Source organism: Rhizobium sp. UFLA01-1127 (assembly GCF_059803845.1).
In genome coordinates this window covers 72632-89287 of sequence record NZ_JAUQTZ010000002.1, presented here as the reverse complement: position 1 = coordinate 89287, position 16656 = coordinate 72632, and the positions used below count along the sequence as shown (strand labels likewise).

The 16656-nt window shown below is 60.4% G+C and carries 15 protein-coding genes and 1 tRNA gene; 8 read left to right on the top strand and 8 right to left on the bottom strand.

Features of this window, described 5'->3' with window-relative positions:
- Positions 1-159: 159 nt before the first annotated feature.
- The gene (locus tag Q4Q11_RS01140; RefSeq protein ID WP_112505682.1) at positions 160-912 is read right to left on the bottom strand and encodes an SDR family oxidoreductase; all 753 of its coding nucleotides are present in this window, start codon (positions 910-912) and stop codon (positions 160-162) included.
- Between the two features lie 97 nt (positions 913-1009).
- On the opposite strand from Q4Q11_RS01140, the gene Q4Q11_RS01135 reads away from it, so the two are divergent.
- Entirely contained in the window at positions 1010-1918 is a 909-nt protein-coding gene (locus tag Q4Q11_RS01135) for an AraC family transcriptional regulator (RefSeq protein ID WP_498568303.1), read from the top strand.
- 110 nt (positions 1919-2028) lie between these two features.
- Here Q4Q11_RS01135 and Q4Q11_RS01130 read toward each other — a convergent pair whose 3' ends face one another.
- Entirely contained in the window at positions 2029-2427 is a 399-nt protein-coding gene (locus Q4Q11_RS01130; RefSeq protein WP_498568293.1) for a PilZ domain-containing protein, read from the bottom strand.
- A 310-nt stretch (positions 2428-2737) separates the two neighbouring features.
- Between Q4Q11_RS01130 and Q4Q11_RS01125 the strand changes: the two genes are divergently transcribed.
- Positions 2738-3172, top strand: a complete 435-nt coding sequence (locus Q4Q11_RS01125) for a glyoxalase superfamily protein (RefSeq protein ID WP_498568292.1) — start codon at positions 2738-2740, stop codon at positions 3170-3172.
- 64 nt (positions 3173-3236) lie between these two features.
- Positions 3237-4604: an MATE family efflux transporter gene (locus tag Q4Q11_RS01120; RefSeq protein ID WP_498568291.1), complete on the top strand. Its 1368-nt coding sequence runs from the start codon at positions 3237-3239 to the stop codon at positions 4602-4604.
- 51 nt (positions 4605-4655) lie between these two features.
- Here the strand turns inward: Q4Q11_RS01120 and iolB are convergent, their stop codons facing one another.
- From iolB to Q4Q11_RS01095, 5 genes are all read right to left on the bottom strand, one after another.
- Positions 4656-5453 carry a 5-deoxy-glucuronate isomerase gene (iolB, locus tag Q4Q11_RS01115; protein ID WP_498568290.1) on the bottom strand — a complete coding sequence of 266 codons (798 nt, stop codon included), beginning with the start codon at positions 5451-5453 and terminating at the stop codon, positions 4656-4658.
- Positions 5454-5627: 174 nt separating this feature from the next.
- Positions 5628-6545 (bottom strand): myo-inosose-2 dehydratase, encoded by a 918-nt coding sequence (gene iolE, locus Q4Q11_RS01110; protein WP_498568289.1) that lies wholly within the window; start codon positions 6543-6545, stop codon positions 5628-5630.
- A gap of 66 nt (positions 6546-6611) precedes the next feature.
- A complete protein-coding gene (gene iolD, locus Q4Q11_RS01105; RefSeq protein ID WP_498568288.1) occupies positions 6612-8462 on the bottom strand; it encodes a 3D-(3,5/4)-trihydroxycyclohexane-1,2-dione acylhydrolase (decyclizing) in 1851 nt (616 codons plus the stop codon).
- Between the two features lie 25 nt (positions 8463-8487).
- Complete coding sequence (locus Q4Q11_RS01100) at positions 8488-10422, bottom strand: bifunctional 5-dehydro-2-deoxygluconokinase/5-dehydro-2-deoxyphosphogluconate aldolase (protein WP_498568287.1); 1935 nt, start codon at positions 10420-10422, stop codon at positions 8488-8490.
- A gap of 179 nt (positions 10423-10601) precedes the next feature.
- On the bottom strand, positions 10602-11474 hold the full coding sequence (locus Q4Q11_RS01095; protein WP_498568286.1) for a MurR/RpiR family transcriptional regulator: 873 nt from the start codon (positions 11472-11474) through the stop codon (positions 10602-10604).
- 232 nt (positions 11475-11706) lie between these two features.
- On the opposite strand from Q4Q11_RS01095, the gene Q4Q11_RS01090 reads away from it, so the two are divergent.
- From Q4Q11_RS01090 to Q4Q11_RS01080, 3 genes are all read left to right on the top strand, one after another.
- Positions 11707-12822, top strand: coding sequence for a Gfo/Idh/MocA family protein (locus tag Q4Q11_RS01090; protein ID WP_498568285.1), 1116 nt, complete (start codon positions 11707-11709; stop codon positions 12820-12822).
- Between the two features lie 156 nt (positions 12823-12978).
- Positions 12979-14196, top strand: coding sequence for an NAD(P)/FAD-dependent oxidoreductase (locus Q4Q11_RS01085; protein ID WP_498568284.1), 1218 nt, complete (start codon positions 12979-12981; stop codon positions 14194-14196).
- Between the two features lie 128 nt (positions 14197-14324).
- Positions 14325-14414 (top strand) — tRNA-Ser (locus tag Q4Q11_RS01080).
- 69 nt (positions 14415-14483) lie between these two features.
- Here the strand turns inward: Q4Q11_RS01080 and Q4Q11_RS01075 are convergent.
- Positions 14484-15398 (bottom strand): LysR family transcriptional regulator, encoded by a 915-nt coding sequence (locus Q4Q11_RS01075; RefSeq protein ID WP_498568283.1) that lies wholly within the window; start codon positions 15396-15398, stop codon positions 14484-14486.
- 119 nt (positions 15399-15517) lie between these two features.
- Here Q4Q11_RS01075 and Q4Q11_RS01070 point away from each other — a divergent pair, with 119 nt between their 5' ends.
- Both Q4Q11_RS01070 and Q4Q11_RS01065 read left to right on the top strand, forming a co-directional pair.
- The gene (locus tag Q4Q11_RS01070; RefSeq protein WP_498568282.1) at positions 15518-16246 is read left to right on the top strand and encodes an SDR family oxidoreductase; all 729 of its coding nucleotides are present in this window, start codon (positions 15518-15520) and stop codon (positions 16244-16246) included.
- A gap of 27 nt (positions 16247-16273) precedes the next feature.
- Positions 16274-16561 carry an Atu4866 domain-containing protein gene (locus Q4Q11_RS01065; RefSeq protein WP_498568302.1) on the top strand — a complete coding sequence of 96 codons (288 nt, stop codon included), beginning with the start codon at positions 16274-16276 and terminating at the stop codon, positions 16559-16561.
- Positions 16562-16656 lie beyond the last annotated feature (95 nt).

Below are 16656 nucleotides of genomic sequence, written 5' to 3'. Positions count from 1 at the left end.
TTCGTCCACCTTGCGCTATTTGCAGTCATCGCAACCGATGAAGGATCACCTGTTCGACAATTCATAAGGCAGCGTAAACGCGCTTCGCTAGACGGCTGCGCGTTCCTGTTAATGCATGGTCGGTTGGAACAGCAGTTTTTCGGCGGCCACGGTTTCCGGTTACAAACCTGCCTCGGCCATCCAAAGCTCGGCATCCGCACCTCCCGGAATTCGCAGCGGCGCGGATGGATCGTTGGCAGCCCGCCAAACCGCCTCCGCCACGTCGGGAGCATAAGTCACTGGACCGGTGTCGTCCTGCACATTCTTTACGAATTGCTGGATCAGTGGCGCATAATCCGGATCGTCCAAACCACGCAAATGCGGACGCGCATTCTCCCCAAAACGTGTTTCCGGTGAGCGGCCTGGCAAGACAATATGCACCCGGACGCCAAACGGCTCCATCTCCACCGACAAGGACTCGGTGAAGGCGTTCACCGCTGCCTTGCTTGCTCGATAGACCCCAATTACCGGTAAGATCTTAACGGTCACCGTGGACGTGACGTTGACGATGACTCCGGTCCGGCGTTGACGCATCTGGGGCAATACAGCCTGAACCATCGCCAGTGTGCCGATCGTATTTGTCTGGAACAGCGACTGCACCGTCTCCGGTGCGGTCAGCTCGACCGGTGCGGGCGCTCCGAAACCGGCATTGTTGACCAATACGTCTATCGGACCGGCAGCCTTCACAGCCTCCCCGATGCTTGCCGGGTCAGCGACGTCGAGCGCGAGAATACGCAGGCGCTCGGAAACCGGCAGTAGCTCGGGTTTGGGTGTGCGCATTGTCGCGATCACATCCCACCCTCGTTCAAAAAACAGTTTCGCAGTCTCCAGGCCGAAGCCAGACGAGCAACCGGTGATCAATATCGTGGACATGAGCTTCTCCAAACGAAAGGAATGATGCCATGGTAGTGACCAAGCCAGAGACTTTATATACGCTGCAGTCTCCATTTCTTTAGCGTTAGTCCTGATGATGACAATTGATCCTCTTGCCGAAATCGTCACGCTGTTGCAGCCGGCCGCACGCTTTTCGAAACTGGTGGAATGCGCCGGCGCCTGGCGAATTCATCGGGAGGCCACGGGCGAACCATTCTATTGCGCAATCCTTGAGGGGCGTTGCCGCGTAACGTTTGAAGGGCATCCGCCTTTTATTCTCCAGGCCGGTGATTTCGTGCTCGTGCCGGCCATGCGCGACCTTATCAACGAGAGCGTCGATGCACCGGCCGATCTGTCTCCCATGGTTCCGATGCAGTTGAGTGGCGGCCATTTCCGTGTCGGCCGCCTCGACGAGCCGGCCGATGTGCGCATGCGCATCGGGCATTGCAGCTTCGGCGCGCCGGATGCGGCCTTGCTCGTTTCCCTCCTGCCTGACGTGGTTATCGTTCGCGATGAGCCCCGACTCGCTACACTGATGCAATTGGTCGGCGAGGAAACACGTGAGCGGCGGCCGGCGCGCGAACTCGTGCTGCAACGGCTGCTGGAAGTACTGTTGATCGAGGCATTGCGATCCGGCGCGGAAACAGCCGTCACGCCGAGCCTGAGCCGCGGCCTTGCGGATGAACGCTTGGCTGCAGCACTTCACGCGATGCATGCGCGTCCTGCCTATCCTTGGACCGTGGCGGATCTTGCAACCGAAGCGGCCCTGTCTCGATCGGCTTTCTTTGCGCGTTTCAGCCGCGTCGTTGGCTTGCCTCCAATGGAATATCTACTGGCCTGGCGTATGGCTCTTGCAAAGCAGCTATTGCGCAGTCGCGAATTGGGCATGGATCAGGTGGCCGAACGCGTAGGTTATGGATCAGCAAGCACTTTCAGCGTCGCCTTTGCGCGATATGCAGGCATGCCGCCTGCTCGATATGCCCGTGGGGACGTGAGAAACGACTGAGGACGTGAAGTCGTCAACTAGCGCTAAGAGACGGTCCCGCCAGACGAATATGGGAATGGCGGCTCAAGGCCGAACGCAGCCATCGGCGGCCCTGCCATTTCTCATGGAATTTATACCAGTTGCCTCTTGCCGCGCGCAGCCAGCGCTTCGGTATTGCCGATCATGAAATCGGCACGCACCACGCGGCGCAATGTCTCCGGCTCGATCAGGTTGATGAAGCGGACGTGGACGCGGTTGCCGTTGCGGTTCACCTCGGCGCAGGCGATGCGATAGGCAAGACCGAGAATGTTCAGGTAATAGTGGCTCGGCAGGCCGACGGTCGTGCCGACGACGAAACTGGCGCCGCCGCGCGAGATGTCGATGATCTCGGCGCTGCGCACGGAGATGCCGGTGAGGCAGGGACGGACCGCCACGAGGCGCGCCGGCCTCTGGACGTAGAAGCGTTCCCAGCTGCGTTCATAAACTTCGGATTTGACTTTCGCCAGATGGGTCGCGCGAAGCATTGTCATTCCCTGTTGAAGAACAGACCGAATTCATCTCGGTTACTCCATGAACCTTGCACGGAGGTTTTGCGGAAGCGTCAATTCCATAGATAGAATTTTAACGGGTTCGTCTTTTGTATCGATTTTAGCGCATCTTGACACTGGGATCGGCTTCGATCATAGGAATGCTCGGTTCGAGGCGCCTGCCGCTCGCGGATGAAAATCCAAGGTGAAGTCCTCGCTGTTCTTGGTCACAGCCACATAGGGCATGCTGATCGACGGTAACGCGAGCTCCGTTTCACGGTCGTAAGTGCGTGCCTTAGCAAAGGCTGATCCTATGACGACGTATCCGTCCATAGACGAATTGAAGGCTCAGGCCCGGCGTCTGCGTCAGGCCATGATCGGGCGCGGCGACGACATGAGCCACAGCACGGCACTGGAGCTGATCGCCAAGCAGCATGGGCTGCGCGACTGGAACACGCTGTCGGCACTGGCGGCGAAACCGAATGATGGGCCGGATGCGCCCTTCGATGTCGGCTCCGCCGTGCGCGGACGCTACCTGAACAAGCCCTTCACAGGCAAGATTCTGGCGATGTCGGCAAAATCCGGCGGGCTCTACCGGATCACCATTCACTTCGACGAACCGGTCGACGTGGTGGAATTCGAGAGCTTCTCGGCATTCCGCCGGCGCATCAACGCGCAGATCGACGCCGACGGCATTTCGCCGCGCAGGACGTCGAACGGCGTACCCCATCTGGTTCTCGACATCTGACTTCATCTTTCATCGATAGGCGGCTATCTTTGCCGATAGCGAGCATTCTCGTCCGGATTCCCCCATGACGCACACTCTCGAAAACAATATGTTCCTCACAGGCTGGCTGCCAGGTGTCTTTGCCAAAACCGCCGCGCCAATCGTCGTCATCACGACAGTCAACGGCCTCTTTGCCGTCATCGACGCCTATTTCCTCGGCGCCTATGTCGGGGCCGATGCGCTGTCGGCGGTGAGCCTTATCTTTCCTGCGCTCATGCTGCTGATTGCGCTTCAGACGCTGGTTTCGAACGGTATGGCGAGCATTCTCGCGCGCCGTCTCGGAGCTGGAGATCGCATCGGGGCACGAGCGGTATTCACCGGCGCGCATGGGCTGGCGATCGCCATCGTACTGGTCGTCAATCTCGTTTATTGGCTCGCAGGGCGGCAGCTTATCGCCGCTGCCGCGGGCGGAAACGCCGATGTCGCCCAAGGTGCCGAGGCCTTTATGGGCATCATGGTCGCCTTCGCGCCGGTCAGCTTTTTGCTCTCGCTGCATGTCGATGGACTGCGCTGCGACGGCAAGCTCGGCTTCATGATGCTGGTGACGATTGCCTCCACGCTGCTCAATATGCTCGCAAACTGGCTGCTGATGGCGGTTGCCCATTGGGGCGTGGTCGGCTCCGCCGGCGGCTCGATCCTGGCACAATTCATCTGCCTGGCGATCATCTTTTCATATCGCCTGCGCCGCCCTGGCGCGTTGTCGGTCGATATTGGGCTGCACCTTCGCGAGTGGCGCGGCATCTTTGCCTTCGGTGCGCCGATGAGCCTCGGCTTCATTGGAGTTTCGCTGAGCTCGGCCGCAATCCTCTTCAACCTGTCGATCTGGCACGAGGGGGACTATGTCGCAACGGTCGGTGCTTATGGCATCGTCACCCGGGTGATGACCTTGGCCTATCTGCCGCTTCTCGGCTTGAGCATCGCTCTGCAGACCATATCGGGTCACAATCACGGTGCTGCGCTTCCCGCCCGTGTCGGCCATAGCGTTGTCATCGCCATGGTTTCGGCGCTGATCTACTGCGCGGCCGTCGAGCTCGTCGTCGAATTGCTTGCGGCACATCTGGGCGGAATTTTCGTCGCCGATCCCGTGATCGTCGATGAAGTCGGCCATATCCTGCCCTGGACGATCGGCGCCTATTTCCTCTTCGGGCAGGCGGTCATTCTGTCGTCCTATTTCCAGTCGATCGGCGATGCGAAGCGCGGCGCGATTTTCGGTCTGTCCCGGACGTATCTGTTCACCGTGCCGCTGACATTCGTCTTGCCGCTTGTCTTCGGTGAACGCGGGATCTGGATGACACCCATCTTCTCGGAAGCGGGCATGATCCTGCTCACCTGGCTGGTGCTGTCGCGTAATGCCAGGGATCGGAAATGGCGCTACGGCCTGCTGCCCGCATGAAATGAAGAAGGCCGCGTCCAAGAGGGCGGCCTTTTTTGTCGAGTGCTCATCTCAGCCCTTGAGCAGCCATTCATGCTCCACGGCATTGTGGAATTTCCAGATGCGCTTCGGGCCGGCCATGACGTTGAGATAGTAGAGATCGTAGCCGTGGCAAGCGGCGCAAGGGTGGTATCCCTTCGGCACCAGCGTCACATCGCCATCCTCCAGCACCATGACTTCGTCGAGCGAACGGTCATCCGTATAGACGCGCTGGAAGCCGAAGCCCTGCGGCGGGTTGAGGCGATGATAGTAGGTTTCCTCCAGGAAACTTTCGTGCGGGAGATTGTCCTGATCGTGCTTGTGTGGAGGATAGGAAGAGGTATGTCCGCCTGGCGTGATCACCTCTACCACCAACAGAGAGTGCGCCGCGCCATCGTCTTCCGGCATGATGTTGTTGACGTATCTGACGTTGGTGCCCTTGCCGCGCGTCAGCGCCGGATGGGTACCGGGCGGGATGGCGCGGACTTCATGAGAGCCGCCGCCGGGTGCCGAGCAGACGGCCAGTTCCAGATCCGTCTCGGCGGTCACCGACCAGCTCGAGCCAGAGGGAATATAGAGCGCGTAGGGCGCGCCCTCGAAGGGGCTCATGCGTTCTCCGAGCAAGCCGAAATCCTTCGCACCGGCCTTGGCGCTTCCTTTGCCGCTGACCCAGACGAGGCAGACCTCGCGATCGCCTGTTTCGGCCGAAACGGTTTCGCCCGCCTTCAGGCGGTGGAGATCGAAGCCGACATAGGTCCAGCCGGCGCTTTCCGGCGTGACATGGGTGACGCGGCCGTGCGAGCCGTCAGGTCTGACCTTGAGATTGGGCATGGGTTCTTCCTCCATTGCTTGGAAAACACCGCTCGCCATCCTTCGACGCAGGAGAGGGGCGTTCATCTCTCGAGCAATTCCAGGAAAAGTTCGCAGCGGTTTTTCGTCCGGAATTGCTAGATGACAAAGAGCTTGAGCGTTTTCGCGATTCGAAGAAAAGCGGAAGCGCTCTAGCTATCCCTTGGGAAAGCCTTCGGTTTCCACCGTATAGCCTGCGGCCGTCATGACGCGCATCAGTTCGGCATGGCCGATCTCGGCCATCTTCTGCGGTGGCGCCTTGCGCGGATCCTGCTCGGCTTCGACCACGAACCAGCCTTCATAGCCGTAATCGGCGAAGCGCTGGACGATGGCGCCGAAATCGAGCGAGCCGTCGCCCGGCACGGTGAACGCCCCGAGCGCCACAGCATCGAGGAAGGACTGCCGGCTGCGGTCCAGACCATCCACCACGGACTTGCGGATATCCTTGACGTGGACGTGGTTGATGCGGGCATGGTGGTTGTCGATAGCACGCAGAACGTCGCCGCCGGCAAAGGCCAGATGGCCGGCATCGAGCAGCAGCGGAATGCCTTCGCCGGAATTGCGCATGAAAGCGTCGAGTTCAGGCTCGGTTTCCACAACGGCCGCCATGTGATGGTGATAGGAAAGCGGCATGCCCTGCGCGGCGCACCATTCGCCGAACTCGGTGACGCGGCGGGCATAGGCCTTCATCTCGTCATCGGAAAGGCGTGGCTTTGTGGCGAGCGGCTTGGAGCGATCGCCCTGGATGGAGCGGCCGACTTCGCCATAGACGATGCAGGGCGCGTTGACCGCCTTGAACAGTTCGATCATCGGCGCGATGCGGTCCTTGTTGGCCGCAAGCTCCTCGTTGACGAGCGTACCCGAGAACCAGCCGCCGCAGAGCGTCACGTCGGCGGCACGCAGGATCGGCAGCATCTCGTCGGGATTGCTGGGGAAGCGCCGCCCCTGTTCCATGCCGGTGAAGCCCGCACCGCGTGATTGGCGCAGGCATTCCTCGAGGGATACGTCGTCGCTGAGCTCAGGAAGGTCGTCGTTCCACCAGGCGATGGGCGACATGCCGAGTTTGGCCTTCATCAATGGTCTCCTTGAAAGCATGATTGGAGGAGCCGCAAGCTCCTCCAGAAAAATGACGGAAATGGATCAGCCGATGCGCTGGCTGGCGCGGGCCTGTTCGTAGGCGGCGCGCGCCTTGTTGACTTCGGCGCGCGGGCTGACCTCGGGAACGGCAACGTCCCACCAATGGCCGCCTTCGTTTGTGGTGATCAGCGGGTCGGTGTCGATGACGATGACCGAGCTGCGGTCGTTCTTTTTCGATGCTTCGATGGCCTGTTCCAGCTCGGCGATGGAGGAAACCTTCACAGCAATGGCACCCATGCTGGCCGCATGCGCCCGGAAGTCGATCTCCGGCATCACTTCGAACCGCGAGTCCTTCAAGAGGTTGTTGAAGTTCGCGCCGCCGGTCGCCATCTGCAGGCGGTTGATGCAGCCGTAGCCGCGGTTGTCGAGCAGGACGACGGTGATTTTCAGGCCGAGCATGACCGAAGTCGCCAGTTCGGAATTCAGCATCATGTAGGAGCCGTCGCCGACCATGACGACGACATCCTTCTCCGGCCGCGCCATCTTGATGCCGAGCCCGCCCGCAACCTCATAGCCCATGCAGGAGAAGCCGTATTCCATATGGTAGCTGCCCGGTGCCGTCGCCGGCCAGAGCTTGTGCAGCTCACCGGGCAGGCCGCCGGCTGCGCAAACCAGGATGCTGTCCTTGCCGCCAAGCGTGCGCGTGACCGCGCCGATGACCTGGGCGTCGGAGGGCAGGGCAGCATTGGTCGTTGCCATTGCCTTGGCGGCAGCCTCCATCCAGATTTGCTTTTCTTTCGTCGCCTTTTCGGCAAGCGAGGCCGGAGCGCGCCAGCCTGTCAGGCCGGCGGAGAGCGCTTTCAACCCTTCGCGCGCATCCGTCACCAGCGGGTGACTGTTGTGCTTGAGCGCATCGTAGGCCGCGATATTGAGGCCGACCATCGCCAGCTTCTCGTTCTTGAAGAGCGCCCAGGAGCCGGTGGTGAAGTCCTGGCAGCGGGTGCCGACGGCGATCACCAGATCGGTATCCTCGGCAATGGCGTTGGCCGCAGACGTGCCGGTCACGCCCACAGAGCCGAGCGCGAGGGGATGCGTTTCGTCAATGGCCGATTTGCCGGCCTGAGTGACGACGACGGGAATGTCGTGCGCTTCGGCGAAAGCTGTCAGTTCCTTCGTCGCTTGCGAATAAAGCACGCCGCCGCCGGCCAGAATAACCGGCTTTTCGGAACGGCGGATCAGCGAAATGGCGTTGGCGAGTTCGTCGGCATCCGGCTGCGGGCGGCGCTGCGTCCAGACCCGCTCTTCAAAGAAGCTTTCCGGATAATCGAAGGCTTCGGCCTGCACGTCCTGGCAGAGCGAAAGCGTCACAGGGCCGCAATCGAGCGGATCGGTCAGCACCTGCATGGCGCGCTTCAGCGCCGACATGATCTGTTCGGGGCGGGTGATGCGGTCGAAATAGCGGGAGACGGGACGAAAGGCGTCGTTGGCGGAGATGGTGCCGTCGCCGAAATCCTCGATCTGCTGCAGCACCGGATCGGGCGCGCGATTGGCAAAGACATCTCCCGGCAGGAAGAGAACGGGGATGCGGTTGACGTGGGCTACGCCGGCGGCCGTGACCATGTTCAGCGCACCAGGACCGATGGAGGTAGTGCAGGCCATGAAGCGCTGGCGGAAGCTCGCCTTGGCGTAGGCGATGGCGGCATGAGCCATGCCCTGCTCATTGTGAGCGCGGAAGGTCGGCAGCTCCTCGCGCACCTGATAGAGCGCCTCGCCGATGCCGGCGACGTTGCCGTGACCGAAGATCGCCCAGACACCGCCGAAGATCGGCAGCTTCTGCCCGTCGATGACGGTCATCTGCTTCTTGAGGAAATGCGTGACGGCCTGTGCCATCGTCAGTCGGATCGTCTTGCCCATCGGGCGCCTCCCAAATGCTTTAATGTCACCGGCCGCGGGTTTTCAGCCACGCATCCGTCAGTTGCCGGAAGCGGCCGGCCATGTCGGCAATCGCTTCCTCGTCGTTCATGCCGCCCGATAGCCACGCGCGGGCCGCATCGGAAAAGATGGTCCGCCCGACGGCAAAACCCTTGACCGAGGGAGCCGCCAGCGTCGCCTCGAAGCTGCGGATCAGTTCCTCCGCCGGCGCCTCCAGGCCAAGCAGCACGATACCGCGGCACCATGGATCATTTTTGGCGATCACGGCATCGATTTTTTTCCAGGCGGCAGTCGATTCCTGCGGTTCCAGCTTCCACCAGTCCGGCTTGATGCCGAGTGCGTAGAGCTCTTCCATCGCCGTCGGGATCGTGTCGTCGGTGAGCGGTCCGTTCTTGCCGGCGATGATCTCGATCAGAAGCTCGCGGCCGACCTTGCGCGCGGCTTCGAACAGCGTGCGCAGCTTCTCCTGCTGCTCCGCCTTCAATTCCTTCGGATCGTCCGGATGGTAGAAGCACAGGCATTTGATGCAGTGATTGAGCGGCCATTCGACGAGCTGCGAGCCGATATCCTGACTGAATTCGAATTTCAGCGGCTTCGATCCCGGCAGTTCGACGGGGCGGCCGATCCAGGAGAAATTCTTGGTGGCGGCATCGAAGAAAGCATCGCGCCCGAAGCGCTCGTCGATCAGCATGCCGTAGCCGCGTCGGCCATCGGCTACCCGCGCCGCTGCTTCGACGGCAAGCCGCTTGAAGGCGACGATCCTGTCGTGGCCGATGCCGAGCTCATCGCAGACGCTGACGAGCTGCGAACGATGGTCGATCGCAAGCGCCATCAGCAGCGGGATCTCGTCGCCGCGTCGGGTCGTCGCCCAATGGATGTGGTTGATCGCCTCGTCCTTGCGCAGCGCCCGATGCTTGCTGCCCGTTTTCAGGAAGAAGTCGAGTTCCGCCCAGGTCGGATATTCCGGAGAGCAGAGCAGGCGGGAAACGGCAAAGGCGCCGCAGGCATTTGCCCAGGTAGCGCAGGTCTTCAGCGGTTCGCCACGCAGATAGCCGCGCAGGAGGCCGGACATGAAGGCATCGCCCGCGCCGAGGACATTGAACACTTCGATCGGGAAACCCTGGCCGACGATGCCGGCTTCGAGATCGTCCGAGATCGGGCCTTCGTAAACGATGCAGCCCATGGCGCCGCGCTTCAGCACGATGATAGCGGATGAGAGGCGGCGGATTTCCTTCAAGGCGCCGAGTACGTCGTCGGCGCCCGAGGCGATCATGATCTCTTCTTCGGTCCCGACGATCAGATCGCAGTCCGGCAGCGTCTCCTTCATCTTGGAGGATACGCGATCCGACTTCACGTAGCGCTCGAAACCCTCGGCATGGCCGGCAAGGCCCCAGAGGTTCGGCCGGTAATCGATGTCGAAGATCACCTTGCGGCCGTTCGCCTTGGCGATTCGGATCGCCTTACGCTGGGCCGCTTCGGTGTTGGGCTTGGAAAAATGCGTGCCGGATACCAGAACGGCACCAGAGGATTTGATGAAGTTCTCATCGATATCGTCTTCGTCCAGCGCCATGTCGGCGCAGTCGGAGCGATAGAAGATCATCGGCGAGACACCTTCGGCCTCGACCGCCAGCAGAACAAGCGCCGTCAGCCGCTCCTTGTCCGTCGCGATCCCATCGACGGCAACGCCCTCTCGGGCTGCCTGCTCGCGGATGAAGCGGCCCATCTGCTCGTCGCCGACGCGGGTGATGAGGCCGGATTTCAGGCCGAGCCGTGCGGTGCCTATGGCGATATTGGCCGGGCAGCCGCCGACCGATTTGGCGAAGGAAGCGATGTCCTCGAGCTTCGAGCCGATCTGCTGACCATAGAGGTCGACGGAGGACCGGCCGATGGTGATCACATCGAGTTTTGTCTCTGGCTGTGCGCCAGGATTGTCGTGTGCCATAATGTCCTCCCGTCGGGGCATGACCTCTCTTGCTCTACAGCCTGTGCCGAGGTCATGCGTTATTGATAGTGCCGGTATGCGTTTCGTCTCGGTTGCGATGGATCGGATGGCCATCTCCCGCAGCCGCGATCCTGGCAATAATGAAACATTGGTTCCGAGATTTTGTCAATTCGGAATGTTTATTCCATTTTCGTTTTGTCGGCTTTTGTCGCTCCTTTGCGCCGGCGCTCTGCGATGGCGACCGGAAAGGCCATGATAAGCGCCATGGAGGCCGACAATGAGCGAAAGCCCGCAAAGTCGGCCTCGGCCACTTCGAACCAACGGGTGGCGCAGGCGCTGAGGGGCGAGAAGGCCGAATCGGTGATGGCGATGACGGGTACGTTGCGTGCGGCGAGATCCTGCGCCTGCGCCAGGCTGTCTGCGGCATAGGGCGAAAAGCTCGCAGCGATCGCTGCGTCCTTCTCCGTGGCGAAACGGGCGATCTCGCCATCGATGCCGTTGGGGGAGGCGACGATCTGATGGCGGATGTTCAGCTTGGAAAAGGCATAGCTCAGATGGGCCGTCAGCGGATAGGAGCGGCGCTTGGCGATAAGATAGATCGTTTCGGCCGAGGCAAGGATATCGACCGCCTTGGCGAAACTATCTGTTTCGATGGTTGCGGCCAGCTTGTTGATGGATTGGCTTGCGGCGGAAAGAAAGCCGGAGAGAATGCCGGCTTCTTCATCCTTGATTCCGGACTGTTCGAGCGTCACCAGCCGCTCTTCATAGCTCAGCGTTCGGTCGCGCAGCCTTTCGCGGAAGATGCTTTGCAGGTCGGAAAAGCCTTCATAACCGAGATGATGGGCAAGGCGTACCAGCGTCGAAGGCTGGACCTCCGCGGCGGCTGCTATGCTGGCGGTCGTGCCGAAGGCGATTTCATCGGGATTGCCGAGCGCAAAGGCGGCAACCTGCGCCAGACGTTTCGGCATGGCGTTCTTGCGCTCGATGATGGTGCTGCGCAGACTCTCGAAGTCGCGCGGCACTCTGGTTTGCTTCCCGACATTGTTGTCCATGCGCCGTCCTTCAGCTCCCCCAATGCTCTCAATGAAACAAATGTTCCATATTCGCAACGATAGCGGATTTTGGATAACTCGGCACGAATAATTTTAATCTGTTGATTTTAAAAGAATAAACATGAATTCTGCCTTCTTGAAGAGATTTTGCTTGCAAGGCTCCGCTTGTCAAAACGGTCCAAATATTCCAAAAATCACCGACTTTGGGAGAGTATTTTGAGGGGAGCAGGCGATGAAGCCGTTGGGCGTTGGATTGATCGGAACCGGCTATATGGGGAAATGCCATGCGCTGGCGTGGAATGCGGTGAAAACCGTGTTCGGAGATGTCGCGCGGCCGCGCCTGGTGCATCTCGCCGAAGCCAATGCCGATCTGGCAAAGGCCCGCGGTGACGAATTCGGCTTCGAGAAGGCAACGGCCGACTGGCGGGATCTGATTGCGGACCCGGATGTCGACGTCGTCTCGGTCACGACCCCCAACCAGTTCCACCCGGAAATGGCGGTCGCAGCGCTTGAGGCCGGCAAGCATGTCTGGTGCGAGAAGCCGATGGCGCCGTCCTATGGCGACGCCGAGCGCATGCTGGCTGCGGCCAGCGCCTCCGGCAAGGTCGCCATCCTCGGCTACAATTATATTCAGAACCCGGTGATGCGGCACATCAAGTCGTTGATTGCAGAAGGCGCGATCGGTGCGGTCAACCACGTCCGCGTCGAGATGGACGAAGATTTCATGGCCGATCCGAACGGCCTTTTCTATTGGAAGAGCGAGCTTGCCTCCGGCTACGGCGCTCTCGATGATTTCGCCGTGCATCCGCTTTCGCTGCTCTGGTTCCTCTTCGGTCACGTTGAAGCCGTCATCACCGACATGGTGAAGCCCTATGCCGAACGGCCGCTGAAGGACGGCGGCCGCCGCGCCGTCGAGAATCATGATCTTGCCAATGTGCTGATGCGGCTCGGCGGCGGCATCTCCGCCGTGCTCATGGCCAATCGCTCCGCCTGGGGCCGCAAGGGCCGGATCGCTCTGCAGATCTTCGGCTCCAAGGGCTCGATCTCTTACGATCAGGAGCGCATGAACGAATTCGAGCTCTACCAGGCTGAGGGCAGGGACAGCGAGCAGGGCTTTCGAAAGGTGTTGGCCGCCCCCGCCCACAGGCCCTATGACCGCTTCATCCCCGCACCCGGCCACGGGCTCGGTTTCAACGATCTGAAGATCATTGAATGCCGCGAGCTGATCTGTGCCATATCCGGCGAGGCGGCGTCGGTCGTGGCTTTCAAGGATGGGCTGCGCATCGAAAGATCCGTGCATGCCATGGCGCAATCCTTCCACGAACGGCGCTGGGTTGAAATCAGCTAGGCATCCGAGCCCGCCGGCCTAACTTTCTCCCGATCCGGGGCGCAGGGTCAGTCGTGATTGACGCTTGCGGGCGCAAGCGTTACCCCTTGAATCCAAGCGTATCCGATCGTCTTCGCGCCGTTCGGATCGCGATAATAAAATGAGGGAGTACGGATCGTGACGGGCAGATTGGTCATTGTCGGAGCCGGGCAGGCGGGTTTCGCGCTTGCAGCCAAATTGCGCGGGCTGGGTGATCTCAGGCCGATCACCATCGTCGGCGCCGAGGAGAACCTTCCATACCAGCGGCCGCCATTGACCAAGAAGTATCTGCTCGGCGAAATGGCCTTCGATCGCCTGCTGTTCCGGCCGGAACATTGGTACGCGGACAATAATGTCGAGATTCGCCTGTCCACCTGGGTCGAACAGATCGATCGCGCTGCAAAGCGGATCGTCATGCAGGATGGCTCGACGCTGCAGTACCACACGCTGGCTCTTTCGACGGGCTCGACCCCGCGCCGCCTTCCGCCGTCCGTCGGTGGAGCGCTCGAAGGCGTCTATCTGGCTCGCGACAAGCGTGATGCCGATCGCCTTGCCGCTGAAATGCGCCCCGGGCGCCGGGTTCTCATCATCGGCGGCGGCTATATCGGTCTTGAGGCTGCCGCTGTCGCGCGCCATCGTGGCCTCGAGGTAACCCTCATCGAAATGAGCGATCGTATCCTGCAGCGTGTCGCAGCTAAGGAAACGGCCGATATTTTCAGGGCCATCCATCAGAAGCACGATGTCGTCATTCGCGAAAAGACGGGGCTGAAGCAGCTCATCGATCGCAACGGCCATGTCGCGGCCGCGGAGCTGTCCGACGGGTCCAGAATCGATGTGGATTTCGTTGTCGTCGGCATCGGTGTCGCTCCCAACGACAGGCTTGCCAAGGAAGCAGGCCTTGAAGTCGGCAACGGCATCGTCGTCGATTCGTTCGCCCGCACCTCCGATCCCTCCATCTTTGCGATGGGCGATTGCGTGGAGCTGCCGTGGGAGGGCGGGCGCGCCCGTCTCGAATCAGTCCAGAATGCGGTCGACCAGGCGGAAGCCGCCGCCGCGATCATAGCGGGCGGCGACGAAGCCTACGATCCGAAGCCGTGGTTCTGGTCCGATCAATATGATGTGAAGCTGCAGATCGCCGGTTTCAATCTGGGTTACGACGAGACGCTGTTGCGTCCAGGCACCCGCGAGGGAGCTGCGTCGATATGGTATTTCAAGCAGGGCCGCTTCGTCGCCGTCGATGCCATCAACGATGCAAAGGCCTATGTTACCGGCAAGAAGCTTCTGGAAACCGGTTCCAACCCTTCCAAGGACATCCTTTCCGACCCAGCCGCCGATTTGAAGCAGCTGCTGGCTTGATGTAAATTTCAAGCTGGCCGGAGCATGCTTCGGCCGGCAATCGCCTGTTGCTGAATCATGGAAAGAACGTACATAAAGGCGAAAAAGCGCTTGCGTCGATAAATGAATGGCCCTATCAGGGCCGCACCGGAGAGGTGGCCGAGTGGTCGAAGGCGCTCCCCTGCTAAGGGAGTATACCAGAAATGGTATCGTGGGTTCGAATCCCATCTTCTCCGCCATTTTGGCTCAATTGCCCGCATCTGCTAACGGCAGATGAAGTGTGAGCCGCCAAATCCCAAAGACAGATATTATCGGAAATTTCGGCTTGGAAAGCCCTCGTAGCGCTTCAGATATGTTATCAGCGCCCTAAGCTTCGGAGCCATGTTTCGTCGATTGGGATAGTAGAGATAGAAGCCAGGAAAATAGGGGCAGTATTCCTCCAGGATCGGCACCAGCTCGTTTCTGCCGATGAAGGCGTGAAAGCTTTCCTCCATCCCGAATGTGATTCCCGCTCCGGCGACGGCCAGCTTGATCATCACGCCCATGTCATTCGTCGTTACCTCTGGTGCGACCTCCACCCGGAATTCCTTGCCCTCTTCCGCAAACTCCCAGCGATAGGGAACTGCCTTCGGCGAGGGGCGCCAGCCGATGCATCGATGCATGGAGAGCTCCTTCGGATGCTTGGGGATGCCGAATCGGGTGCGATAGGCAGGGGAACAGACGGCCAATTGCCGCTCGTTGCCGGCGACGGGTACGGCAATCATGTCCTGCTCGATGACTTCGCCCAGGCGGACGCCGGCGTCGTAGCCTTCCGAGACGATGTCGAATTCTTCGTCCGTGACGGTGATGTCGAGCTGTATCTCGGGATTGGCATCCGCGAAGCCTGCGAGAAAGTCGCCGGCGAGAAACCGCTCGGCGATCGAGGAAACGGCAAGCCGTAACTGACCGCGAGGCCGTCTCCGCAACGTATCCGTCTTTTCCATTGCTGTGCGTATGTCCGATACCGCCGGCTCCACGTCTGCATAAAGCCGTTCGCCAGCCTCCGTCAGGCTGACACTGCGGGTTGTGCGCTGCACCAGCGCAATGCCCATGCTCTCCTCCAATCGCCGGATGGTCTGGCTGACCGCTGAGCGTGTAACGCCGAGCCTATCGGCCGCAGCGCGAAAATTTCGCTCCTGTGCGACGAGAATAAACACGGAGAGAGCATTAAGATCGGGCCACATTGGTAATTTCTGCTTTCCAAGCTGTTATTGAATTGATGCCTTATCACGACAATGAAGCTCTGTATCCTCCTTGCAGCCGGTTCCAGCGGAGAACCGTTCACATAGCAAGGAGTGGTCACATGCCTATCGATAAAGTCATTCTCATCACGGGTGCCTCCAGCGGCATCGGCGCTGGCATCGCCCGCGAACTCGCCTCCGCCGGCGCAAGGGTCATGCTTGGCGCGAGGCGCCTTGACAGATTGGAAGCATTGGCGGCCATTTTCCGAGAAATGGGCGGCGCGGTGATGACCCGTCAGCTCGATGTAACCGACAGGGCTGACGTTGCTGCCTTTGCAGATGCGGCGCGCCTGGCCTGGGGAAGCATCGATGTGATCGTCAACAACGCCGGTATCATGCCGCTTTCTCTGATGACCTCGATGAAAATCGAGGAATGGGACAGGATGGTCGACGTCAACATCAAAGGCGTGCTTCATGGTGTTGCTGCCGTCCTGCCGGAAATGACAGCGCGCGGCTCTGGTCACATCATCAATATCGCTTCGATCGGGGCGCTTGCAGTCTCTCCGACCGCCGCGGTCTACTGTGCGACCAAGTACGCCGTTCGGGCAATCTCCGATGGGCTGCGCCAGGAGTGCCGCGATATCCGGGTCACCTGTATTCATCCTGGCGTCGTCGAGAGCGAACTGGCCGATACGATCACGGACCCAGTCGCGGCTGAAGCGATGAAGTCCTATCGAGCCATTGCCTTGACCCCGGATGCCATCGGTCGGGCGGTGCGCTTCGCGATCGAACAGCCCGATGATGTCGATGTCAATGAGATCGTCGTGCGCCCGACGCGGGCGGCACATTGATTCGCCGCCATTCTTATCCCGGCGGGCATCCCGCTCGCCTCGCCGACATTTTCTGAGGATCGAATCAAAATGAAGAAACTGACAAACTCTTACGTCGGCATGTGGACAACGGCCAATAACCATATTCGCCATGAGCTCCTGCCGAATGGCCGCTACATAGAGGCGCGGGGCAGCCGTGAACGTGCCTATCAGGGACGCTACATCGTGACGAACGATCATATCGACTATTGGGATGATACCGGCTTCACCGCCGACGGTGACTTTATCGATGGAGTGCTCCATCACGCCGGAATGATCCTCTATCGAAGGACATGATGGTTCGGCGCGCGTTTGCCCTTGGCGATACGTCCTTGCTCATGTCAGTCGCAGCTGTCCGAATCGCTCATGTCGGAATCACCCGCGTCCCTGCT